This window comes from Flavobacterium alkalisoli, from assembly GCF_008000935.1.
GTDB lineage: Bacteria > Bacteroidota > Bacteroidia > Flavobacteriales > Flavobacteriaceae > Flavobacterium > Flavobacterium alkalisoli.
Genome location: NZ_CP042831.1, coordinates 1,395,610 through 1,418,981, shown reverse-complemented (window position 1 = coordinate 1,418,981; position 23,372 = coordinate 1,395,610). Strand labels below are relative to the sequence as shown.

Here is a 23,372-nt window from a genome sequence, read left to right as displayed (position 1 = left end):
GCAAATGTATGCCTTATAAAAATAATTATAAAATGTTTTTTTATTAATTTCCAAAATTATACCTAAGCGTAAATCCTGAACGTATGTTTGTTAACGGATAAGCTGTAGATATTACCGCCTTAGAGAATGAATGGTCATAATAGAATATTGCCGTAAGGTTTTTGCTGAAAGAATAATCGGCAGTAAACTTAAACGACCATATATTTTGCCCACCACCAAGCTGATTGTTATCATAATCAAGATAACGCACTATCGTCTCATTCTTTCTTAAAGTAAAGTCTCCCTTAAGGTTTATATCACTCTTAATAACATTCGTAGGATTATCTGCAAGGCTCGAAGTTATGGTTACATCCTTAATACGGTAACCTAAACCTAAGGTATATTCATTACCCCTAACCTCTGTAAGCAAACTGTTATCAAAACTCATGTTAAGCGTACGGTCTTTTTTAATCTCGGCAAGTATTTTAATAGAGTTTTTCATCTCCATATCAATACGGATAAGAGGATTAAACTGCTCACTAAGGTTAACATTAGATATAATAATCTGGTTAGCAAAATCACCATTAGCATCAACAGGCGTATTTGCATAATCTAAATTAGTACGGTAAGAGTTAATATTATACCTGGCAATATAGCCATGCTGTAATGAGAAACGCTTAAACCTTTCTTTAAAATATTTATAACGCATTAACCCTGTATATTTAACAATCCAGTTTGGCAGCGGAACATCCCTAAACGGACTGGTTTTAATATCTGCCGCATCTTTACCTGAATAAGCTGAAAGGAACGACGGCAATAATACTGCCTGAGTATTTTTACCAAAGCCTACAGGATAACCGGCATTAGCCGCACTGTAATCACTTCCGGCGTTAATGTCTTCACCCGGCACATTATATCTTGGAATACCTGCTGAACCATAAAAATCTTCAGCAAGCCTGTTGGCTATTATAAGCCTGTTTTCACGCATTTGGTCAAATGCTTCCGATCCGTTTACATCACTCCTGCTAAATGCCGTTTTAATAAGGATAGTAGTCATCTGCATATTACCCATATTATATGGCGATTCAGGTGTGTATACAGGACTTCCGCTAGTTTGATCTACAAAATACTGTTCAGAACTGTTTCTTGAATAAGATCGGTCGGCATTAAGGTCTATATTCAAATCAGGGAAAAGACTGATAGCAGCTGTCATTCTAAGCACCTCTGTTCTTGTCCTGGTAAAGTTTTGGTTATAATCCCTATAAGTGGTAAGGTTACCATCTGCACCCATTTGAGCAGCAATATTACCCTGCCCTCCAAATATATAATCAATACCCGGCTTACTTGTTCCAAAGAAACCAATACCCTGCGTATAACCCGGTAACAATGTACCTTCATTTTGCCTATAGTCAACACCAATATTTTTCACACTTGTCACAACACCTATAAGCCCGTTTACAAACATATTACCATCACTGGCAGGTTTCTCGTTACTGGTGATTTTCTGACCCGGTTTTGGCGCCTGAGGCTTAGCATTCTTGGCAGGCTTTTTCTTGGTTAAACCTATATACTTATAAAAATCATCCATAGCAAAAACGGTGTTCAGCTTATGCTCACTGGAGTTTTGAATGGTATTACCTAAGTCATACGTTATATTCTCATCAGGAGGAGTATAATAACGTAATGCATCGTTAGAACGCTGCCAGTTGAAATTAGACGTATAGGTATAAGTCGACTTAATAAAAGAAAACGTTGGTATCTTATTAATAGGAATATCGTAGTTCATGGTTAACTGCTGCATATGGGTATTAGCAGTACCCGGATCCCAGAAACCATCCCAAACAGTTAGCTCATCTATAGGCGCGCCATCTTCATCAAGATAGTTTCTTACAATATTACTTGTTGCTGCTCTATAATTAAATTTAAGTCCTTTAGAAAGAATATAATTAAAACCATACTGATAGTCAAAGAAATAGTTTCTTCTGTACAACGGATTAATAGGAATACCTTCAACATCCACGTTCCTGAACTCCTGCCTGTTAAACTGCCTTAATATGTTAGTACTGAAAGATATGTTTGACGGAACATAATTAAAATTGAAATCCTGTAATATTTTCCAATATCTGCTTTTGCTCATCATCTTGTTTTTAGCAAAAGGCTCAACAGGTTTAGCGCTGAAAGAATAATTATAGTCTGCCGAAGTTCTCACCCTTTGATCAAGCATGTTTTCAATCTCATAATCATGATGATCTATCTGGTTATAAGAATAAGATAATGTTATATTTTCAGGATCATAAATATGCGGTTTCTGTTCCGGAGACCTTTCTTTTTTAACCCCTATAAAGTTAATACTCTTAGTTTTTGTATAGTCAATAGCCCTGTTTCGTATATTGTCTTTTTCCTCCTGTGTCTCTGCCAGATCAATCATCTGATCCAACTTAACATCCTGCTGGTATGGGTCGTACTCCGGAGTAATAATTTCTTCTCCCACACCGTAGTTAAATGGCAGGTTAATACCCCATTTTTTAGGTAAAAGCTTACCAACATTAACATTGGTTACAATGTTATACTGTTTGGCATCTTCCCTGCTACGCTCGTTTGGCCCCTGTTCTATCGAACCAAAACCTACAGTACTTACCCTACCCGTTGCAGAAAGTGTTGCAAAATCAGCAAAGTTGGTATCCATATTTGCCAAACCGGCCATACCTCCTTTACTATCCATATCCGAAAGGCGAAGCTCATTAAACCAAACTTCTCCTCTCAATTTTCTTGCTCCCGGCTCTCCAACATCATATCCGTTTTTAATACCCACCATTAAAGTCCTTACCAAACCAAAGTTAGGGTTACCTTTAATCCTTACGGTCATCCTGTCTCCCAACGATGCATCCAGTGTACTAACATCTGCATAGCTTGCCCCTTCATCGTCAATTGGTAATGCTCCCTGATAGGCTAAAATCTTCACCTGTGTTAATATCTCCAAAGGCAGGTTTATCTCATTTTGCTCCAGCCATACATCTTCCGGCAAAACTGCTCCTAAAGCTGTCAAATCTAAGACAGTCTCAATCTGGTAATAGTTATCGGTAAAGTCATTACCGAACCTAATGAAAGCCTTCATTTCGCCATTTTGCACAGCTCCCGACTCAGGATTAGCACCATCAAGAGTAAGTGGCTCCGCATGAAGGAACATTCTTATTTTTTTGAACTGACGCATATCCACGTTCACGTTCTTGAATACTGCACGCGAATCACCAGGCTCTAAACCGTCATCGGTTCCTGCCCCCTGATTGGAATATACTCTTAAAGACAGTGCCTGCTCATTTTGATTGATAACAGCATTATTAGTATAAAGCTGCTCCCTTATTACACCCGGAGGCGACACATAAGGAATTGGTGTACGCTGCCCGTTTTCCTGAACACTTAACGAAACTACGTCAAAACCTGTACCCGGATCGGCAGGGTTACCATCAGGATCGGTAGTCTTATCAAATTGTCCAGTATATCTTCTCCACTCTCCCCTAACAAGGTCAAGAGCACCAAAACGAAGTGTTATTTCTCTTTTAAACCCAGTAACAAACATCCTCATAAAACGGATGGAACGTGTACTCGATATACCTCCTACAGCATATTCCTCATCTGTATCATCAGGAACCAAAACAGGTATTTTATATTGTAGCCACCTACCAGTTGCTGTAGTTTCTGCATTTGTACCATTATTACCCGGCACATCAACCGTAAATGGCCTTGCATCTACCACATAGCCCTGACCTGGCTGAACGTTAGGCTCAATAGGAATTCTATACCTGTAATAAGCATCAATGGTATTCATTGTATTATCCCTGTTGATATCCTCGGTATCAGGCATTGTTGTAGAACCTCTGGTATTGTTTGTTACATCTACCGGAGAGTTTCCTTCAACCCCATTGTAATTTTTATATCTGTTAATAACGTCGCCGTCAGCATCAAGGAAAAACTGGTAATTATCAGCTGCAGGGTCGGCATATCCTCCATACCCCTGTGCAGCATATTTTGCAGCTTCTTCCGCATCCGTTAAACCATCCAGACCCACATCCTGTAAAGCCCTGTTAGCCGTATCGGTATCAAACGCATAAATAAGCGATTGCGACACCGGCACCTTACTCCAGTTAGATGTAAAAGTAGGTTGAGTACTACCCACACCCGGAAGTCCGTTTTCGTATTGCTTTCTGTTATCTTTTAATATATCTTCAGATATTTCCCCTAAGTTAATCTCAAGGAAACCTGTATTATCCGGATCAGCAAAATCTCCGTCATGCCCTGAATAAGGATCCATTATCCAAAACTGAATATATTCTACGTTATTCTGCTCAAAGTTGGTAGAGGTTATCGCCCTCATAATACCTGCCCAGTTATCTTCTGCCTGCAGTTCGGTAAAACTGTCTGTTGCAGCAGCTGCAGGGTTGTAGTTATAAGGCCCCCTTTCCTGAGGAAAGTAACTTAAGTCTAACGTATTTACTACCGTAGTTTGTCCCGGAGCTACATCGGTCACCGGATAAAGCTCATTATAATAAACACGTCTTGTTCTGTTAGAAGACAAATCGTCATCATTGATACTTGTCGGACGCTGATTAGTAAAGAAGGTAGGATCTATGGTATACCATGCCAGCTTACCTCTTTGATAACCATAAGACAGATCGTCTACAGGAGGCGCATTACCCGGAAATACCGTAAGAGGAGCACTTGAAAGCGACCACGCCTGCGGCGAACGCATATCTATAGTAGTTTGCGACCCTTCAAAATCGTCTACATAAGTTGTAGGCTCACTATTAAACTGGTCTGCCTTTGATGCTCCCGGCTGAAGGTAAGCGATTTCTGCCCTTACCGATAAATTAGACGGCACATCAGTATCTACGTTAGGAAGTTTATTTACCAAACGGGTAAAGAAAGGCACCTCTGTAGAATAAGTAGTATTTAAACCGAAAATAGTATTGTTAACAGACTCCTGTCCGTAATTTGATTTTGTAGTAAATGGCCTTTCTGCCATATTTAACATCGAAGCACCAACAAGGAACTTATCGGTAAACTTGTGCTCAAGATAGAAACCTGCAAAACGACGTGTTTGCTGACCAAAAACAGCATTGTTTTCTAATGACACTTCTATCTGTTGGTTTGAGTTAAGCAGCGAAGGATCTAAGATATCTACCCTACCCAACTGATAGTTTACGGTATAATCTACACCTTCAACAAGTACCCTACCACCTGCAGTTACAACTACAGATCCCTGAGGAACATTAAATGCCCCTAAAGGAATACCCCCACCACCGCTGGATTTGAATTTACCCCTTAATTGGAATTTATTCTTTTCGGCTTCCTGTAATGCATCAGCCTGAGTACTGTTATACATTCTTCGGAATACATATTTCTGCTGGTTGGCATTAAAAGAAGAAGTTCCTCCTGTCTCACTATAATTCTCGGTATTTTCAAGCCTTAATTTTTCAAAAAGGTGCCTACCGAAAGGCTCAACCGTAGTAAATATAAGTCGCCCGTTTTGCGGATCTATGGTAATACCGGGGTAAAAGTCAAAGAAACCGTCACCACCCGGTTGCGGGTCGTTAGCATAACTAAGCCTGTCTAAATTAAACACTCTTAAAAGCGGTGTTTCCGCTACTTCCTCATCAACAGGAAACGGATCAATCACGTTGCCTCCTGCATCAGTTGCAGGGGTGATGTAGTTTAATGGAGAAGGGTCGGTATAAAGGATATTAAACCTGAAATCTTCCTGAGTTAACTGATAACCACCCGGAATCTGATAAATGTTTTTCATCATCAAATCCCATGTTGGCTCGTTTACATTTACCAAACTACTCTTAAGTAGTTTTAATATAAGACTCTTTGTACTTACAGCAGGCTGCTCGCCAGGATTACCTGATTCTGTAACTGTAGTGGCATCTGCACTGTCTGTTGCAAATTCACCTACCTGATACACATCACTACCTACCGTATACTGGAAAGCAACAGCAAGTACTTCGTCATTATTAAGTTTTTGATTAAGGGAAATGTAACCTAACTGCGGATGAAAAGTAAACTCGTTTGAAGTAAGTTTTCTTGCATTTTCCAATTTAGCATAGTCACGCCCCTCGTTTGCATTAAGTCCGTTTGTAAAACTATTGTTGCTTAAAGTAACAATCTCGCGAATATTAGGATCTAAATACAAACTACCATTACCTACCAATGCAGGGTCTAAACCGTTGTTTCCGTTATCCGGATAAGAGTTAACCGGTTGAAGGAAGAATTGCCCGGGATTAACCACATCTGCAAAACCTACAGCCTGATCTGTAATATCAGATCCGTCATAAGTACTTGTTAGTTGTGACTCACCTAAATCCTGTATCGCAATTAAGTTTCTTGAGTTATTTTCCTGAGCATTTATCCTGTTTTGCCTGTTTGTAACCCAAACTTCCACACGGGTAATCTGAACACGGCTTGTAATTAAAGGATACTGTTCTAACGATCTGTCATAGTTATTTCTAAACCACTGAGAAAGGAAGAAGTGCTTATCGCTATCATATTCTAAAGCGAAGAAATTAAAATCCTGTATAAGGTCACCTCCCTGTGCTGTTATCGTTTTTGTTTGTGATTTCTGTTCAGAATAGATACCTGTTATACTGGTTTTTCCAAACTGGAACATAGCCTTAACACCAAAAAGACTTTGCGCACCCCTAACCAATGAGTTGGATAGCGGGAAGCTAACATTACCTACTTCTATTTTCTGGATAATATCATCCTCATCAGGCGTATACTCTAATTTAATAAGGTTTTGAAAAGCAAAAGTAGATTCGGTATCATAGTTAGCCGTAACACCAAGCCTTGTACCTACTTTACCCTGAAGGCTCATGCTTATACGCTGATCAAAATCAAAAGTAAAGGTTTTGCGGTTACGCGGAGACAGAGACGGGTTATCCTGTTTGGTATATCTTACACCCAAATCAAGCTCTACCGAACCCTGCGGTTTAATATCTATGGTATTACCACCAAAAACAGTTTCAAAAAACTTGGAGTTTACATAATATCTTGGCAAGAGGTCCTTCTGCTCCTCCTCGGTACCTTTACCGTCAAGCGCCTTAGACTTTTGCTGATAATACTCACGCATGGATTCGCGAAGTACAAGTTCATTATACTCTTCCGGTGTAAGTATTATAGGGTAAGTAATATTAAACCCTTCAAAATCTTCTGTGTATATGTATCTGTCGGTTACAGGATCATAGGTATAGGCCTCTACTATACTCTTAGGATTATCAAGCTCTACCCTCCCGGTACTATAACCGGTAAGCGTATCCTGCTTTTCGTTATCTTCTTCATCTTCCTGAGCCTGCGCGGTAACGCTGAAAAATAAAAACAATACCGAAACAGCCAGTTTTAACTTTATATAAAAATCTTTAGAGTATTCTGTTTTCAAGGACTATAAGTTTTTTAATGCTTGTTTGATAATTGTTTCAACAGTCACACCCGGATTCTCCCTAACAATTTTCTCTACAACTTTTTCTGCGGCCTTTTTATTAAATCCTAAGACCTCTAACGCAGATAACGCTTCATCTTTGTTTGTATTGTAGCCCGAAACTGAAACTTCCTCCAAATCATACACTTTTAACACTTTGTCCTTAAGATCAAGTATTACCCTTTGGGCTGTTTTTACACCAATACCTTTTATAGACTGTATGGTGACAACATCGCCCGAAGCAATGGCCTGTATTATTTGTTTTGGCTCCAATGATGAAAGCATAGTACGTGCCGTACCTGCCCCTACCCCTGAAACAGAAATAAGAAACTTAAACAACTCCCTTTCGGCTTTTTCCATAAAACCGAAAAGCGTATGTGCATCCTCCTTTATCTGTAAAAAAGTATAAAGTTTAATATTTTCCGAATCGGGCAAAAGAGAAAAGGTGTGCAGGGAAATATTAACCTGATACCCAACCCCGTTGCAGTCTATAACTACCTCGGTTGGTGTCTTTTCTACAAGTCTTCCCTGAAGATGTGCTATCATAACAATTTTTTATCCGTTTCCAAAAATAATAAATTTCTCTAACGATTAGCTATATATTAATTTTTTGCCATTTTTAAACGTTTTTCCTTTTCCTGGGCATCAACAACCGCAACCGCAGCCATATTAACCATCTCCTCTACGCTGGCACCTAACTGAAATACGTGAACTGGCTTATTCATTCCAAGCATAATTGGCCCGATAGAAACAACCTTATTAAGTTCTTTTAACAACTTGTATGTAATATTAGCTGCATCCAAGTTAGGGAAAATTAATGTATTTACTTTTTTTCCCGCAATTTTAGAAAACGGGAACTTATCTTTAAGCATTTCAGGATTTAGAGCAAAATCTGCCTGAATTTCTCCGTCAACTATCAAATCCGGGTAATCCTCGTGAAGGATATCTACTGCCTGCCTTACTTTTACAGCTTCGGGATCTGGCGACGATCCAAAATTTGAGAACGACACCATTGCCAGTACCGGCTCCATACCAAACATTCTTACTGTTCTTGCTGTCATAATTGCAATCTTAGCAAGCTCTTCAGCCGTTGGATTAGGATTTATAGCCGTATCGGAAAGGAAAATAGGCCCTCTTTTGGTAAGCATCATATTTGTTGTAGCAATCTTGGTTACACTTGGCGCCTTACCTATAAGCTGCATAATTGGCTTAACCGTTGCAGGATAACTTCTTGAATATCCTGTAACCATTGCATCGGCGTCTCCCTCGTTAACCATCATGGCTGCAAAGTAGTTACGCTCCCTCATCCATTTTTGGGCATCCAGTAAGCTAACACCTCTCCTGCGTCTTGTTTCCCAAAACACATTAGCATAACGATCCCTTCTTTCTTCCTCATCATCAGTTTTAGGATCTATTATAGTTACCTGAGCATCAAAACCAATTTCCTCCTTAAGCTCGTTGATAATCTCGCTGTTACCTAACAGGATAGGAATACCTATTTTTTCTTCCATCACTATCTGTGCTGCTTTAAGCACATCAAGATGGTCTGCCTCAGCAAATACAATTCGTTTCGGATCTGTTTTAGCCCTGTTGGTAAGTAATCTAACCATTTTGTTATCGTTACCCAACCTGTCTAAAAGTTCCTCAACGTACTTATCCCAATCGGAAATCGGATTTTCTGCAACACCCGACTCCATTGCTGCCTGAGCAACAGCAGGAGGTACTACCGCAATAAGTCTTGGATCAAATGGTTTAGGGATAATATAATCACGGCCAAAGTTAAGCTTGGTCTCACCATAAGCAATATTAACCTGCTCAGGCACCGGAGCTTTAGCAAGCTCTGCCAACGCCTTAACAGCAGCCATTTTCATAGCTTCGTTAATTTTTGTAGCCCTAACATCCATTGCTCCCCTAAAGATATAAGGGAAACCAAGTACGTTGTTTACCTGGTTAGGATGGTCTGACCTACCTGTCGCCATAATGATATCCTCACGGGTAGCAATAGCAAGGTCATAATCTATTTCCGGTATCGGATTTGCCATAGCAAAAACTATAGGATCATTATTCATTGTAAGAAGCATTTCCGGTGTAAGTACATTACCTACCGAAAGCCCTAAGAAAACATCGCTTCCTTTCACCGCTTCGGCTAAAGTAACAGGCTCAGCATCCTTAGCATATTTAAGCTGCATATCTAACAAATCGGTACGGCTTTTTACAAGCATACCATCTTTATCAAACATGGTGATATTTTCGGCCTTTACCCCTAAAAGCAGGTAAAGGTTAGCACATGCTAACGCCGCAGATCCGGCACCCGAAACCACTACCTTAACTTCTTCTATATTTTTTTCGGCAAGTTCCAGCGCGTTTAAAAGTGCAGCCGAAGATATTATGGCTGTACCGTGCTGGTCATCGTGCATTACAGGAATATTAAGTTCTTCTACTAGTCTTCTTTCAATTTCAAAAGACTCTGGAGCCTTAATATCCTCAAGATTTATACCTCCAAAAGTTGGGGCTATATTTTTTACCGTTTCTATAAACTTTTCTACATCTTTAGTACCAACCTCAATATCAAAAACATCTATATCGGCAAAAATCTTAAACAAAAGGCCTTTACCCTCCATTACCGGTTTTGAAGCCTCAGGACCTATATCCCCCAAGCCTAAAACGGCGGTACCGTTAGAAATTACGGCAACCAGGTTACCTTTTGCAGTATATTTATAAACGTTGTTTACATCTTTAGCTATTTCAAGACAAGGCTCTGCCACCCCAGGCGAATAAGCTAACGACAAATCTCTTTGTGTTGCATATTTTTTTGTAGGTACAACCTGTATTTTCCCCGGATGGGGTTTTGCGTGGTATAAAAGCGCTTCTCTTCGTTTACTATACTTGTTCATTCTATTTACTTTTATTACAGAACTTACAAAGGTAAACCTATGACCGAAATTGTGAAACTTTTAACGCTATTCTTTTCATTTAATTAATCTCCCTGCTAACAGATGAGCTTATAGCCGAAACCGCGCACGTTTACAATCTCTACCGACGTATCTTCCTGAAGTTTTTTCCTTAACTTAGTTATGTAAACATCCATATTTCGGGTATTAAAAAAATTATCATCGCCCCAAAGCCTCATAAGCGCAAGTTTTCTTTCTAATACCTGATTTTTGTTTTGTAATAGTAATTCCAAAAGCCTCGATTCTTTATAAGAAAGTTTTACTATTTGAGCCCGGCCACCTATAAGTTCCTGTCGCTTTGGATAAAAAACATACTCCCCTATCCTCAATTCATCCGTCGATGATTTTTCCTCTTTACTTCTTTTAAGCAATTCGGCAACCCTTAAAAAAAGTTCTTCCAGACTAAAGGGTTTTCTTAAATAATCATTACCGCCACTCGCATATCCTTGTGCTACATCCTTAATATCTGATTTTGCGGTAAGAAACATTAAGGGGATATTCTTACTGAATTCCCTTATTTGAGCTGCCAGTGTAAAGCCATCTTTATACGGCATCATAACATCCAGTATACATATTGAAAATTCCTGTTCATTAAAAAGACCCCAAGCCTCTTTACCATTAGAAGCAAGCAGTACTTCATAACCATTCTTTTCCAGGCTTTCTTTTATAACCTTACCTAAAAAAGGTTCATCTTCAGCTAACAGAATTTTATATTTCATACGGAATCCTTATTACAAACACACTTCCCTGAGGAAAATTATCCTGTACACTTACGCTCCCATTATGTGCCTTCACTACTTTTTTCACATAACTAAGCCCCAATCCATAACCCTTAACATTATGCACATTACCGGTTGGCATACGATAAAATTCATCAAAAATCTTCTTTTTATGTTCATCTGGTATACCAGGGCCGTTATCTCCCACTTTAATAACAACCTCTTTACCTTCAATACCACTATCAATTATAACTACCGGATTATTTTCTGTATTATATTTTACAGCGTTTTCAATTAAATTAAACAGTGCTGCTGTAAGATGCTTTTTGTTTGCTTTAAAAACAATATCATTATCAGTATATTCTAACTTAATCTTATCCCGATAATCAACAACTACTTCCTGTACAATACTATTTAGCGAGATAACATCTTCAATCGCTATCCCTTTCCTGTCTATTTTTGTACCAGTCAATATATCATCAGTAAGCCCGGCAAGCTTAATTGACTGATGTAAAATGATATCAATATAATTATCCCGTTCCTCTTTAGTCATTTCAAAATCTCTTAGAGCTTCGGCTGTTATAATTACAGATGTAAGCGGAGAATGTATTTCATGAGTCATATTGCTTATAAAATCATCTTTAAGTTCGCTTAGCTTTTGTTGACTAAGTAATATTCTGGCCGTATACCAAAAACAAAACAGAGTAATAATAATAAGTAACAATGAACTTATAATAATCCATTTTAATTGCTTTAGCAGATAAAGTTCTGCATTATCAAAACAAGCTTTTATTTGTCTTTCTTCCGGGTTCTTTATCCCTATATTATGCATATCCGTACAAAAATCAAACCCGTCGGCCTCTTCTTCCGTTAAAACAAACGGCAAGTCAATTCCTTTTCTTTGCAATGCAAGTTTATATTCCTGCTCAATAACCTTATTATCTATCTGCTCATCCTCTTTAAGCCTGGAAAGCCTTTCACCAATCCCCTGAGTAAAAAACCACACTATTCCTTTTTTTAACCCGTTTCTTACCACTCCTTCCATTGCAACAACAAACTTTTCTTTAACCTCAGGTGTCATAGCATCAACCCTTTCGTCAAAATCCTGAATGTTCATGCTAATCTCATTTTGCCCATTCGCTCCTACAGGCTGCAACTCCTTAACAGTAAACATGGGCATATTCTTGTTCTCATCCCAATTGCAGGTAATGTCAACATAAGATGTATCCATTAACCACTCCCTAAACTCTTTTACTATATTTTCATTCCTTACCACAAGAGCACTATCAATAGCTTCGCGGAAAGCTTTCTCGGTTTCCTCTCTAAAAGCAGATTGTGCAACAGTAAAATTGCTATAACTATAATACAGTTGAAGCAGAGTGATTCCTGCCACACAAACTGACATTAATATAAAAATGAAGCGTATATTTTTTTTCATAGGATACTCAAAAATAGAATTTAAAAACAGGTTCACCCATTTTTATTAACGCTAATTAACGCTAATTAACCCCCTTTCACCTCATTGCCTTATACAGCCCTATACATTTGTAATATAAAACCAACTACATTATGAAAACAAAAAAACTATTGCTAAGTATTATAATTTTTACCCTTTGTTCCCTACAATGCAATGCACAGGATGAGCCCGGTATAAAAATGACATCTCCCAAAGTTAAAACTGATAAAGCAGTTTTAGATTTAATGTCCTGGCAAAAAATAGGTTATGAAAACGTAGAGTTTACAGGAAAGGATTTAAAAGGGAAAGATTATTATCTGGTATCTAAAGAAATATGGGATGGTGAGATTAAAAAAACGGATACTTTAATAAACACTACCTCTCACATGCTTTTTAAAAAGGCAGAAGACACACTAAAGATAACTGTAATGACAGGAAAAGAATCTGAAAAAAAACTGCGTACCCAGTTTGATTTTGGAAGATTCAGTTTAGAAAACACTTATGAGAGCCTTTCTACAGATGATTACAGCATGCGTACTTACGGAAGACTTGTAGCTATCGAGCCAAACAAACCTTTTTATGCTTTTGCATATATATTACCTTATGAAAAAGACAACGGTAAATATTACTGTGCTGTAGAGGGCAGCGGTAAGGACATTGAAAGTTGGGGGAAATTATTCAACATTAAACATTACATACTTTTTGAAATGTGCTTTTTTGACGGACCTAAAGATGAAGATTCTAAAACTCAAAACTTCACGATTATAACCAACTAGATACAATTTAATATTTTGAGTAGTTAATCAGGGCTTAAGGAAATTTATATTTCTTTTAAGCCCTTCTAATTTTGTACGCTTAACAGCCGAGTTCTTGAACACAGCCCTAAAAGTATCTTCGGTAATTTCGTCCCAGTCTTTTTTAGTAAGGGAAAGTAAATCAGGATGCGGGTTAAACAAGGGCTCCCTGTGCGGCTTGGAAAAACGGTTCCACGGACAAACATCCTGACAAACATCGCATCCAAAAGCCCAGTCGTCAAACTTGCCTCTCATTTCGGTAGGAATGTTATCCTTAAGCTCTATGGTAAAATAAGAAATACATTTACTGCCATCTATCACATAAGGCTCTATAATTGCCTGAGTAGGGCATGCATCTATACAGGCAGTACAGCTCCCGCAATGGTCGGTAGTCACACCGTCATATTCCAGGTCCAAATCAATAATCAGTTCAGCTATAAAAAAGAAAGAGCCTACCTGTTTACTAAGCAGGTTACTGTTTTTACCAATCCACCCTAAACCGCTTTTTGCAGCCCAGGCCTTATCTAGCACCGGAGCAGAATCCACAAAAGCCCTACCTCCCACTTCACCAATTTCCTGCTGAATGGAATGAAGCAGTTCTTTCAGCTTCTCTTTAATCACAAAGTGATAATCCTGTCCGTAAGCATATTTGGAAATCTTATAACTGCCTTCGGTTTGTTTTTCTTCCGGATAATAATTCAACAGTAACGAAACTACACTCTTCGCATCATCAACCAGTAATGTTGGGTCAAGACGCTTATCAAAATAGTTTTCCATGTACTGCATCTGCCCATGCCTGCCTTCCTTAAGCCATTTCTCTAAACGCGGCGCCTCTTCCTCAAGAAAACCAGCCTTAGATATACCGCAAGACAAAAAGCCGAGGCGTTTGGCTTCGGCTTTTATAAAGTCGGAATATCGTTTTCTATTGTCCAAAAGCTTTTATTTATTAATAAAGACAAAGTTACAAAAGGCAGACACTCTCTAAACAATAAAAAAACCGCAAAAAGCGGTTTTTTATTACTTCTTAATATTATCTACGTTGATATAAAAATACTGAATACTGTCTTTATATCTCTTCATACTTTTCTTTATGTATTTATCCCTGAACTTTGCATACTTAGCAAAATAATAAAACATATAGTACTTTTTAGAAGGGTCTAACTTAAGGTTTTCACCTCCTTTGATAGTTTCAAAAACCTTATTTACATCTCCATCAAAGGTTACATCATACATACTAAGTGTATCTTTAACCTGCGATTTCATTTCATAAAAATTTTCCATGTAATAAGGAAATTCCATATAACAGGTAGCCGCTTTTAGCCGTTGCATCTCTTTATTTAAAACAATGGTATTAGGCTGCCCTATTTCCAGATATTTAGCCTGTAAATCATCTTTAATAAAATAAAGGTCTTTTTCAGGCACTCCTATTTTTTTAGCATAAGACACGATTTCTTCTTTTGTATAAGAATCAGCAATCTGTTTATAGGAAAAAAGCATTATAGCTCCTAAACCCAAAAAAGAAGGAATTAAAAATCTTTTCATTAAAATTATATTGGTTGGTTAATTACTAAAATAATCCTCCCTGAGTAGCTCTCACCCTGCCCAAATGTTTATAGGCTTTCTCAGTCACTTCCCTTCCTCTCGGAGTTCTTATAATAAATCCTTCCTGAATAAGGAACGGTTCATATACTTCCTCAATAGTCTCACCACTTTCTGATACAGCTGTTGCAAGAGTAGATAAACCTACCGGCCCTCCTTTAAACTTATCTATAATAGTAGTAAGTATCCTGTTATCCATTTCATCAAGCCCATGGGCATCCACATTAAGCGCTTTAAGCGAATATCTGGAAATCTCTATATCTATCTTACCATTACCCTTAATTTGAGCAAAATCGCGCACCCTGCGAAGTAATGCATTAGCTATACGTGGAGTTCCGCGACTACGCCCGGCAATCTCAATGGCAGCTTCCATAGTGATAGGCATTTTAAGTATGGCCGAACTACGCTGTACGATTGTAGTAAGTAATTCTGTAGTATAATACTGCAGCCTGCTTGAAATACCAAAACGGGCACGCATAGGCGCGGTTAGCAGACCAGAACGCGTTGTTGCACCCACAAGCGTAAAAGGATTAAGGTTTATTTGCACAGAGCGGGCATTTGGACCCGACTCAATCATGATATCAATCTTAAAATCCTCCATAGCCGAATACAGGTATTCTTCCACTATAGGGCTAAGCCTGTGAATCTCGTCAATAAAAAGTATATCCCTTTCATCAAGATTGGTTAATAAACCTGCAAGATCACCGGGTTTATCCAAAACCGGCCCCGAAGTAATTTTAATCCCAACTCCTAATTCGTTTGCCAGTATGTTTGCCAAAGTGGTTTTACCCAGTCCGGGAGGGCCATGAAACAAAGTATGGTCAAGCGCCTCATCTCGATAATTGGCAGCTTCCACAAACACCTTAAGATTTTCCAGTACCTGGTCCTGACCGGTAAAATCATCAAAAGAGAGCGGCCTTAATTTTTTTTCAAGGTCGAGCTCATCGGCATTGTAATTTTTATTTGTAGGATCTAAATTCTCGTTCATACGGCAAATATAAATTTAAAATCTGAAGTTACATTTGGTATCCTTCAGATAACACATCATGCCAGTCAGTATTATTATCTATAAAATGGGCAACATAAGAGCAGGCAGGCACAACTACAAGGTTGTTTTTCCTGCAATACTCAAGACTCTTTTCAACCAAAATGGCAGCAAGACCTTTACCCCTTAAAGGGACAGGAACCTCGGTATGATTAAGAAAGATTTTCTTACCGTCAATATAATATTCCAGGAAGGCAATTTCACCATCTTCAACCTGCAGTTCAAACTGATTCATATTCCTGTTATCGGTAAACCTGTATTCATCTCTTTCCATAAGCCTGTTTTTATTTTATATAAAAATACGCATTTAAAAACAAAAAGCCTCTCGGTTAGGAGAGGCTTTTCTATCAATAAGAACCAATATTAATGGTGTAATTGTTCTTCGTTTGGTTTCATTGGTACAGTTTGCGGAACGAAATCTTCGTCGTGACCCGGTTTGCTGTAGTCATATGGCCATCTGTAAACTTCAGGAATTTCACCCGGCCAGTTACCGTGAATGTGCTCAACTGGTGTAGTCCACTCAAGAGTGTTAGATTTCCAAGGGTTTTGCGGAGCTTTTTTACCTCTAAAGATACTGTAGAAGAAGTTCCATAAGAATACTAACTGGAATGCAGCACCAATAATAGCGAACATTGTAATTAGTACGTTAACGTCTGCAAGGTCATCAAATAAAGGGAATGCAGAGTTAGTATAGTAACGTCTTGGAAGACCAGCCATACCAATAAAGTGCATTGGGAAGAATACTCCGTAAGCACATACTGCAGTTACCCAGAAGTGAATATAACCAAGATTCTTGTTTAGCATTCTACCAAACATTTTAGGGAACCAGTGGTAAATACCGGCAAACATACCGTATAAAGCAGAGATACCCATTACTAAGTGGAAGTGAGCCACTACGAAGTAAGTATCGTGAACGTTAATATCCAGGGTACTGTCACCAAGGATGATACCTGTAAGACCACCAGTGATGAAAGTAGATACAAGACCTATTGAGAATAGCATTGCAGGGTTCATCTGCAGGTTACCTCTCCATAGTGTTGTAATATAGTTGAACGCCTTAACCGCCGAAGGAATCGCGATAAGTAATGTTGTAAAGGTAAATACCGAACCTAAGAACGGGTTCATACCTGATACGAACATGTGGTGACCCCAAACGATAGTTGAAAGGAATGCAATTGCAAGTATTGAAGCAATCATCGCACGGTAACCAAAGATTGGCTTACGTGAGTTTGTTGCAATAATTTCTGAAGTGATACCTAATGCCGGTAGTAATACGATGTATACCTCAGGGTGACCTAAGAACCAGAATAGGTGTTCAAATAATACCGGAGAACCTCCCTGATAGTGTAGCACATCACCTGCAATGAAAATATCTGAAAGGAAGAATGAAGTACCAAAGCTTCTGTCAAATATTAAAAGTAATGCAGCAGATAATAATACAGGGAAAGATACGATACCGATTACAGCTGTAATAAAGAAAGCCCAAATTGTAAGAGGTAGTCTTGTCATAGACATACCTTTTGTTCTAAGGTTAATTACAGTTACTACATAGTTAAGAGATCCCATTAGTGAAGAAGCAATGAATATTGCCATAGACACTAACCAAAGTGTCATACCTGCACCAGAACCACCAATAGCCTGAGGTAATGCACTTAAAGGAGGGTATATTGTCCAACCTGCTGAAGCCGGTCCTGCCTCTACAAACAGAGAAATAACCATGATTACAGAAGAAAGGAAGAATAGCCAGTAAGATATCATGTTCATGAAACCTGAAGCCATATCTCTTGCACCAATCTGTAACGGAATAAGAAGGTTACTGAAAGTACCACTTAAACCTGCTGTTAGTACAAAGAATACCATTATGGTACCGTGAATTGTAACAAGTGCCAGGTAAATATCGTTACGCATAACTCCATCAGGAGCAAATTTATCTCCAAGAAGTACTTTAAAAATTGTGAACGACTCCTCCGGCCATGCAATCTGCATACGGAATAATATTGACATCATAATACCTATAATACCCATAATCACACCGGTAAGAAGGTACTGCTTAGCGATCATCTTATGATCAATACTAAAGATATACTTCGTGATGAAGGTATCTTTGTGGTGATGATCATGTGCATCATGATGTTCTTCGTGACCGTGTATTTCGTGTCCTACTGCTGACATATTTCTTTAATTTGAATATATTAAAAAAGAATTGTTTTTTTATTAATGTACTGCTGCTACTGCTGCAGTATCTACTACTACAGTTTCAGGCTGCTCTTCTGTTGCAGGAGCTGGCGTTTCCGCCGGAGCTTCGCTAGCCTGAGATTCTTTTACAGCTGCACCTAGTGTTTTTTGTCCACCTAACCATTTATTAAAGTCGGCTTCGTCTTCAACAACAATTTTCATCTGCATGTTGTAGTGAGATGCACCACAAATTTTATTACAAAGCAGTAAATAATCAAATGTATAAGGAGCTAAAGCCTCTTTTCCGTCGGCAACTAAAGCTGCACTTTTCTCAGATCTGATTCTGTTGATATTAGCAACTTTATCCATAATCATAGGATCAAGACGCATTTCTTCAGTTGTAATTGTAGGAACAAAAGAGAACTGAGTTACCATACCCGGAACAACGTTCATCTGAGCCCTGAAGTGAGGCATATAAGCAGAGTGAAGAACGTCCTGAGAACGGAACTTAAATATTACCTGCTTACCTTTAGGAAGGTGAAGTTCTGAAGCCTGAATATCATCCTGAGCATTTGGATCGCCCATATCAACACCTAAAGTATTAACACCTTCAATATATCTTACGTTAGCTTTACCAAGTACACCGTCTTCTCCGGAATATCTTACTTCCCAGTTAAACTGTTTAGCGTAAACCTCCACAATTAGTGTATCGTCTTTATCTTCATCAACAAACATGATGTTTGTCCATGCATATAATCCGTAAAGGATAAGACCTGCAAGTACGATTACCGGAATAATAGTCCATATAAACTCCAACTTATCATTATCAGCATAGTAAAAAGCAACTTTACCCTCTTTACCTCTGTATTTAAATGCGAAGTAATGTAAAAGGAACTGAGTTATAGTTTGAACCACAAAAATCAGTACCATTGATATAGTCATCAGATTATCATACTGAGGACCGTGTTCAGAAGCAGGAGTACCTAAAGCTAAGTGACCCCATTTTGCTAAACCGATTATAGTGAATACATAGATGAAACCTAAAAAGGCAAACATCAGGTAACCATTAACATTATTATCTCTGTCGTTAGCAACTTCAGAGTTATCGCTACCTGAAGCAGCTCCAACCTGAGTTAAATCGAATATTTTAGTTAATTGCCATATTGCAATGCCTAATAAAACTAAAACTATAATTATCAATAAACTTGTCATTTGTTTATTCTTTAAATATTAATAATGAAAATGCTTACTTTCTTCAATTAGCGGGTTACGTTTAGCTAATAGAGGTGCTTTTGCAATTGAACTGAACACAACAAAGATAAACAATCCCATAAAGAACAGTATTGCACCTATTTCACCAGCTCCAATAAACCACTGGTCGCCAACAGTTGCAGGCATAATCATATTGAAGAAGTCAATATAGTGTCCGCAAAGGATAATTATACCAGCCATAACCACAATCCATGAAAGGCGTTTGAAATCTGTATTGATAAGGATTAATACCGGGAATACAAAGTTCATAACTACCATTCCGAAGAAAGGAAGGTTATAATCGTTAATTCTAGTAATAAAGTAAGTAATCTCTTCCGGTATATCAGCATACCATATTAGCATGAACTGAGAGAACCATAAGTAAGTCCAGAATACACTGAAACCAAACATAAATTTAGCTAAATCGTGTATGTGGCTGGTGTTAACATACTCCAGGTAACCTTTAGACTTAAGGTATAATGTTACCATAGCGATAACAGTTACTGCACTTACAACAAAACTTGCAAATACATACCATCCGAATAGTGTACTGAACCAGTGAGGATCTACAGACATAATCCAGTCCCAAGACATGATAGACTCACTTACAATGAAGAATACAAGGAAAGCGGCAGAAGCTTTGAAGTTTTTCTTGTAGTAAGAATTGTCGTTAGCCTCATCCTGAGCAAGAGAGTTCTTTCTAGCATACTGGCGGTAAAGTATCCAACCACCCATGAAGATAACCGCTCTTATAAGGAAGAATGTACCGTTAAGGTATCCTGATTTACCCTGAATAAGGTGATCGTGAGCAACAACTTCATCATCCATCCAAATGAATAAATGGTGAGTACCCATAACTCCTAATACAAGTAAAACAAATACTATAATTGCGCCCGGTATAAGGTAAGCAGAGATACCCTCCATTACCCTAAACACCACAGGAGACCATCCTGCAGATGCAGCATTTTGAATTGCGTAGAAAGCTAAAGCTCCTAATGCTATAAGCATAAAGAATAAAGCTGCTACATAAACTGCTGCCCAAGGCTTGTTTTGTAACTGATGAAGAACATGCTCTAAGTGTGCATGGTGCTCATCATTGTGAGCATCTGCTCCATGAGCATCAGCAGCGTGGCCGTGAGCATCATGTGAAGCTTCTGCATGAGCAGCTTCAGAGTGATCAGCTGTTTGAACATGAGCATCTTTTGCCTCGTGGTGATCAGCAGCTTCCGCATGAGCGTCACCATGATGACCGTGTTGATCGGCTAATATAGCCTCAACATCATTAATATCTTTTGGTGCAGTGAAAAAACTATAACCAATCCCAAGAACACCTACGATCATTAGGATAAAAGAAAAAGTTTTTAGTCTACTTGAAAATGTGTACATATTTTATGCTTTCAGTGTTCTACAATTATAATTCACTCCTAAGTTTCATTACATAATGTGCAACCTGCCAACGCTCTTTTTGAGTAAGCTGATTAGCATGAGAACCCATGTTGTTTTTACCATAAGTCTCTACGTGGAAAACACTTCCTTCTGTAATGTCTCTTTCTTTATAATTAGGTATACCAAGGAATTTTTCCCTTTTGGCAAGATTACCTTTACCATCACCTTTGTCGCCGTGACAAATAGCACAGTAAATAGTGTAAAGTTCAGCACCTTTACCCATATCAACTTCTGTACTGTCTAGAGGAGATTTCAGGTTTGCTTTTGCAAGTTCATAACCTTCCTCGGTATTTTCATACTCATATGGAGAAAATCCTCTTGGGATAGAACCTTCTGCAGGTAACTGTCCTTCTTTTCCGTTACGGAAAGCAGAAGACTCTGAGTAGGTTTCATAAGGAACCGCCTCATACATATTTGGAAAATACTGATAGTTTGGTCGTGATTTATCAAAGCAGGAAGTAGCTACTGCCGATACACATACCAAAAATGCTATTTTATATATTGCTTTCATATCTCTCTCTTAGTGCTTTTCAATTACTTTTACTTCCACAGCTCCTGTGTTCTCAAAGAATGAAACCATCTGATCAACATCACCGTGAACAGAAACTTCCATTAAGAAATGGTCATCTGTAGTTCTTACATCCGGATTTTCTGCTTCTTTAAATGGCCATAATTTACTTCTCATATAAAAAGTGATAACCATTAAGTGAGCTGCAAAAAATACAGTCATCTCGAACATTACCGGAACGAAAGCCGGCATGTTTTGAATGAAACTGAAACTTGGCTTACCACCAATATCCTGAGGCCAGTCAACAATCATTATGTAACGCAGCATTGCAGTTGCAATAGATAAACCAACCAAACCATATAAGAAAGAGCAGATAGCTATTCTTGTAGGCGCAAGGCCCATAGCCTTATCTAGCCCGTGCACAGGGAATGGTGTATAAATTTCTTCAATATGATGATGAGCAGCGCGTGTTTGTTTTACAGCATCCATCAGGATATCATCATCATTGTATAGTACATGTATAACTTTATTACTCATGATCGTAATGATTAATGTGAATGATTGTTGTGTCCTTCTTCTCTTAGTCTCTTATATTTATCACTTGAAGTCTTCATGATAGATTTAACCTCTGCCTGTGCAATTACAGGGAAGCTTCTTGAATAAAGTAAGAATAATACAAAGAAGAAACCAATTGTACCTATGAAGAAACCTGCATCTACAAATGTAGGCTGGAACATAGTCCAAGATGATGGTAGGTAATCTCTGTGAAGTGATGTAACGATAATTACGAAACGCTCAAACCACATACCTATGTTTACTACGATAGAGATGATAAACGATGCCATGATACTTGTTCTGATTTTCTTGAACCACATAACCTGCGGAGAAACCACGTTACAAGTCATCATCAGAAAGTATGACCACCAGTAAGGACCTGTAGCCCTGTTAAGGAAAGCATACTGCTCATATTCAACACCTGAATACCATGCAATAAATAACTCAGTTATATAAGCGACACCTACGATTGAACCTGTAATCATGATAATGATGTTCATTAGCTCAATGTGCTGTATCGTAATGTAAGCTTCAAGGTTAGATACCTTCCTCATAATGATAAGTAGTGTGTTTACCATTGCAAATCCTGAGAAGATCGCACCGGCAACAAAGTATGGAGGAAGAATTGTAGTGTGCCATCCCGGTATAACCGAAGTAGCAAAGTCAAATGATACGATAGTGTGTACTGAAAGTACAAGAGGAGTTGCTAAACCGGCAAGTACAAGAGAAACCTCTTCAAAACGCTGCCAGTCTTTTGCTCTACCACTCCATCCGAAACTCACGATAGAGTAAACTCTTTTTGTAAACGGAGTTACTGCCCTGTCGCGAAGCATTGCAAAGTCAGGTAATAAACCTGTCCACCAGAAAACAAGTGATACAGAAAGATAAGTAGAAATTGCAAATACGTCCCAAAGTAGAGGTGAGTTAAAGTTAACCCAAAGTGAACCAAACTGGTTTGGCACCGGCATTACCCAATATGCTAACCAAGGACGACCCATGTGGAATACAGGGAACATAGCCGCCTGAATTACCGAGAAGATGGTCATCGCCTCAGCAGAACGGTTAATTGCCATTCTCCACTTTTGGCGGAATAATAATAATACTGCAGAAATAAGTGTTCCGGCGTGACCGATACCTACCCACCAAACGAAGTTGGTAATATCCCAGGCCCAGCCTACTGTTTTATTTGAACCCCATGTACCGATACCAGTTCCAACTGTGTAAGCCACACAAGCTACACCCCAAAGGAAAGCGGCTAGTGCAATAGAGAAAGCTATCCACCACTGCTTGTTGGCCCTGCCTTCCACTGGTGCTGCAACATCAACTGTTACATCGTGAAAATTTTTATCACCTATAACTAAAGGTTTTCTAATGGGTGCTTCGTAATGAGACGACATAATCCTTTATATTGTTTCTTATTAAT

General features: G+C 38.5%; 16 protein-coding genes. 1 reads left to right on the top strand and 15 read right to left on the bottom strand.

From position 1 onward, the window contains the following. Window positions 1-43 precede the first annotated feature (43 nt). From sov to FUA48_RS06225, 5 genes are all read right to left on the bottom strand, one after another. Complete coding sequence (gene sov, locus FUA48_RS06245; protein ID WP_147582743.1) at window positions 44-7,411, bottom strand: T9SS outer membrane translocon Sov/SprA; 7,368 nt, start codon at window positions 7,409-7,411, stop codon at window positions 44-46. 3 nt (window positions 7,412-7,414) lie between these two features. After that, a complete protein-coding gene (ruvA, locus tag FUA48_RS06240) occupies window positions 7,415-7,996 on the bottom strand; it encodes a Holliday junction branch migration protein RuvA (protein WP_147582742.1) in 582 nt (193 codons plus the stop codon). 56 nt (window positions 7,997-8,052) lie between these two features. Then, window positions 8,053-10,344 carry an NADP-dependent malic enzyme gene (locus FUA48_RS06235; protein ID WP_147582741.1) on the bottom strand — a complete coding sequence of 764 codons (2,292 nt, stop codon included), beginning with the start codon at window positions 10,342-10,344 and terminating at the stop codon, window positions 8,053-8,055. A gap of 95 nt (window positions 10,345-10,439) precedes the next feature. Continuing rightward, complete coding sequence (locus tag FUA48_RS06230; RefSeq protein ID WP_147582740.1) at window positions 10,440-11,120, bottom strand: response regulator transcription factor; 681 nt, start codon at window positions 11,118-11,120, stop codon at window positions 10,440-10,442. Next, the gene (locus tag FUA48_RS06225; protein ID WP_147582739.1) at window positions 11,110-12,558 is read right to left on the bottom strand and encodes a sensor histidine kinase; all 1,449 of its coding nucleotides are present in this window, start codon (window positions 12,556-12,558) and stop codon (window positions 11,110-11,112) included. The genes FUA48_RS06230 and FUA48_RS06225 overlap by 11 nt, the downstream gene beginning before the upstream one ends. Before the next feature lie 131 nt (window positions 12,559-12,689). On the opposite strand from FUA48_RS06225, the gene FUA48_RS06220 reads away from it, so the two are divergent. Continuing rightward, window positions 12,690-13,352, top strand: coding sequence for a hypothetical protein (locus FUA48_RS06220; protein ID WP_147582738.1), 663 nt, complete (start codon window positions 12,690-12,692; stop codon window positions 13,350-13,352). 27 nt (window positions 13,353-13,379) lie between these two features. On the opposite strand, the gene queG is transcribed toward FUA48_RS06220, so the two are convergent. The 10 genes from queG to nrfD all read right to left on the bottom strand — a co-directional run bounded on the left by queG (window position 13,380) and on the right by nrfD (window position 23,346). After that, window positions 13,380-14,303: a tRNA epoxyqueuosine(34) reductase QueG gene (gene queG, locus FUA48_RS06215; RefSeq protein WP_147582737.1), complete on the bottom strand. Its 924-nt coding sequence runs from the start codon at window positions 14,301-14,303 to the stop codon at window positions 13,380-13,382. Between the two features lie 84 nt (window positions 14,304-14,387). Continuing rightward, a complete protein-coding gene (locus FUA48_RS06210) occupies window positions 14,388-14,912 on the bottom strand; it encodes a hypothetical protein (protein ID WP_147582736.1) in 525 nt (174 codons plus the stop codon). Between the two features lie 25 nt (window positions 14,913-14,937). Further along, window positions 14,938-15,957, bottom strand: coding sequence for a Holliday junction branch migration DNA helicase RuvB (gene ruvB, locus FUA48_RS06205; RefSeq protein WP_129750806.1), 1,020 nt, complete (start codon window positions 15,955-15,957; stop codon window positions 14,938-14,940). A 28-nt stretch (window positions 15,958-15,985) separates the two neighbouring features. Then, a complete protein-coding gene (locus FUA48_RS06200; RefSeq protein WP_147582735.1) occupies window positions 15,986-16,288 on the bottom strand; it encodes a GNAT family N-acetyltransferase in 303 nt (100 codons plus the stop codon). A gap of 89 nt (window positions 16,289-16,377) precedes the next feature. Beyond that, window positions 16,378-18,186: a cytochrome c oxidase subunit I gene (locus FUA48_RS06195; RefSeq protein WP_147582734.1), complete on the bottom strand. Its 1,809-nt coding sequence runs from the start codon at window positions 18,184-18,186 to the stop codon at window positions 16,378-16,380. Between the two features lie 42 nt (window positions 18,187-18,228). Further along, window positions 18,229-19,401: a cytochrome c oxidase subunit II gene (locus FUA48_RS06190; RefSeq protein ID WP_147582733.1), complete on the bottom strand. Its 1,173-nt coding sequence runs from the start codon at window positions 19,399-19,401 to the stop codon at window positions 18,229-18,231. A gap of 18 nt (window positions 19,402-19,419) precedes the next feature. Further along, entirely contained in the window at window positions 19,420-20,826 is a 1,407-nt protein-coding gene (locus FUA48_RS06185) for a quinol:cytochrome C oxidoreductase (protein WP_147582732.1), read from the bottom strand. Between the two features lie 25 nt (window positions 20,827-20,851). Next, window positions 20,852-21,397, bottom strand: a complete 546-nt coding sequence (locus FUA48_RS06180) for a c-type cytochrome (RefSeq protein WP_129750801.1) — start codon at window positions 21,395-21,397, stop codon at window positions 20,852-20,854. Window positions 21,398-21,406: 9 nt separating this feature from the next. Next, the gene (locus tag FUA48_RS06175) at window positions 21,407-21,931 is read right to left on the bottom strand and encodes a DUF3341 domain-containing protein (RefSeq protein WP_147582731.1); all 525 of its coding nucleotides are present in this window, start codon (window positions 21,929-21,931) and stop codon (window positions 21,407-21,409) included. Between the two features lie 11 nt (window positions 21,932-21,942). Next, the gene (gene nrfD, locus FUA48_RS06170; protein WP_129750799.1) at window positions 21,943-23,346 is read right to left on the bottom strand and encodes an NrfD/PsrC family molybdoenzyme membrane anchor subunit; all 1,404 of its coding nucleotides are present in this window, start codon (window positions 23,344-23,346) and stop codon (window positions 21,943-21,945) included. Between the last annotated feature and the right edge of the window lie 26 nt (window positions 23,347-23,372).

Coding starts and splice junctions, on each gene's coding strand:
- ruvA (WP_147582742.1), bottom strand. CDS start 7,996: ATGATAGCACATCTTCAGGGAAGACTTGTAGAAAAGACACCAACCGAG.
- FUA48_RS06235 (WP_147582741.1), bottom strand. CDS start 10,344: ATGAACAAGTATAGTAAACGAAGAGAAGCGCTTTTATACCACGCAAAA.
- FUA48_RS06230 (WP_147582740.1), bottom strand. CDS start 11,120: ATGAAATATAAAATTCTGTTAGCTGAAGATGAACCTTTTTTAGGTAAG.
- FUA48_RS06225 (WP_147582739.1), bottom strand. CDS start 12,558: ATGAAAAAAAATATACGCTTCATTTTTATATTAATGTCAGTTTGTGTG.
- FUA48_RS06220 (WP_147582738.1), top strand. CDS start 12,690: ATGAAAACAAAAAAACTATTGCTAAGTATTATAATTTTTACCCTTTGT.
- FUA48_RS06210 (WP_147582736.1), bottom strand. CDS start 14,912: ATGAAAAGATTTTTAATTCCTTCTTTTTTGGGTTTAGGAGCTATAATG.
- ruvB (WP_129750806.1), bottom strand. CDS start 15,957: ATGAACGAGAATTTAGATCCTACAAATAAAAATTACAATGCCGATGAG.
- FUA48_RS06200 (WP_147582735.1), bottom strand. CDS start 16,288: ATGGAAAGAGATGAATACAGGTTTACCGATAACAGGAATATGAATCAG.
- FUA48_RS06195 (WP_147582734.1), bottom strand. CDS start 18,186: ATGTCAGCAGTAGGACACGAAATACACGGTCACGAAGAACATCATGAT.
- FUA48_RS06190 (WP_147582733.1), bottom strand. CDS start 19,401: ATGACAAGTTTATTGATAATTATAGTTTTAGTTTTATTAGGCATTGCA.
- FUA48_RS06185 (WP_147582732.1), bottom strand. CDS start 20,826: ATGTACACATTTTCAAGTAGACTAAAAACTTTTTCTTTTATCCTAATG.
- FUA48_RS06180 (WP_129750801.1), bottom strand. CDS start 21,397: ATGAAAGCAATATATAAAATAGCATTTTTGGTATGTGTATCGGCAGTA.
- FUA48_RS06175 (WP_147582731.1), bottom strand. CDS start 21,931: ATGAGTAATAAAGTTATACATGTACTATACAATGATGATGATATCCTG.
- nrfD (WP_129750799.1), bottom strand. CDS start 23,346: ATGTCGTCTCATTACGAAGCACCCATTAGAAAACCTTTAGTTATAGGT.